This window comes from Oleiphilus sp. HI0128, assembly GCF_001635365.1.
This window is the reverse complement of the sequence record NZ_LWGG01001166.1, coordinates 1-1,026: the sequence shown is the minus strand read 5'-3', so window position 1 is coordinate 1,026 and position 1,026 is coordinate 1. Positions and strand designations below refer to the sequence as shown.

2 protein-coding genes are annotated in these 1,026 nt (G+C 45.4%); both read right to left on the bottom strand.

The window, feature by feature from the left end; all coding sequences use genetic code 11:
• The coding region (locus A3763_RS30205; RefSeq protein ID WP_197483002.1) for a PilZ domain-containing protein at positions 1-144 on the bottom strand (144 nt) is incomplete at its 3' end.
• Positions 145-330: 186 nt separating this feature from the next.
• Positions 331-1,026: ATP-binding cassette domain-containing protein (locus tag A3763_RS19760; protein ID WP_156495199.1), on the bottom strand; the 696-nt coding region annotated here is incomplete at its 5' end.

The window sequence follows — 1,026 nt, the reverse complement described above, 5'->3', positions numbered from 1 at the left end:
AGGCCGGTGAACCAGAATTCCGCGCAAGGAAATATCAAGGACTTCGGTAGACCATTCAAGGTCATCCTGACGCAAGGTGCAATCGGCATTAAATAGAATTCGGCTAAAATGACGGCGCTCGTCTTGTTTTGTCTCTTCGCTCATTTGGCCTCCGGCAACTCTGTTCTGCAAACCAGTTTGAAGGATAACAGAGAGGATTAATTATTATAGTCATTCATTAGAATATAAGTGCTATATCAGGTAACTGCAAGCTTAGGCAGTCCTTTTGAGAACAAATCGCTCAAAAGAACTGCTGTTTCAGGCTTTCAGCTAGTTTGGCAGCCTTGGCTCTTAGGCAAGCTTCTTATAGTTGACACGAGTAGGTGTCTTGGCTTGTTCACCTTTACGAGCTTTGAAGTCTTCTTCGTATTCAGTGTAATTGCCTTCAAACCAGACCACTTCACTATCGCCTTCATAAGCCAATATATGCGTTGCAATTCTATCGAGGAACCAACGGTCGTGCGAAATCACTATTGCGCAACCAGGGAATGCCAAGACGGCTTCTTCCAGTGCTCGTAGTGTTTCTACGTCAAGATCGTTGGTTGGCTCATCGAGTAGTAGAACGTTCGCACCTTGCTTAAGCACGTTGGCTAAATGTAGACGGTTACGCTCGCCACCAGACAGCTCATTCACTTTCTTTTGCTGGTCATTACCACGGAAGTTGAAACGACTGACATAAGCACGAGATGGTGTTTGGTAATTGCCGATAGTGATCATATCGTTACCGTCACTGACTTCTTCCCATACCGTCTTGGAATTGTCCAGGTCACGCGTTTGTTCAACGAAAGCCAGCTTAACAGTATCACCCAAACGAATAGTGCCTGAGTCGGGTTGCTCTACGTCTGCTAGCAGCTTGAATAGTGAAGATTTACCTGCACCGTTACCACCAATTACACCGACAATGCTTCCGGGTGGAACACTAAAGCTCAAATCTTTGAATAGCAGCTTGTCTTTGTATTGCTTACTGACACCATCGAGCTCGATAAC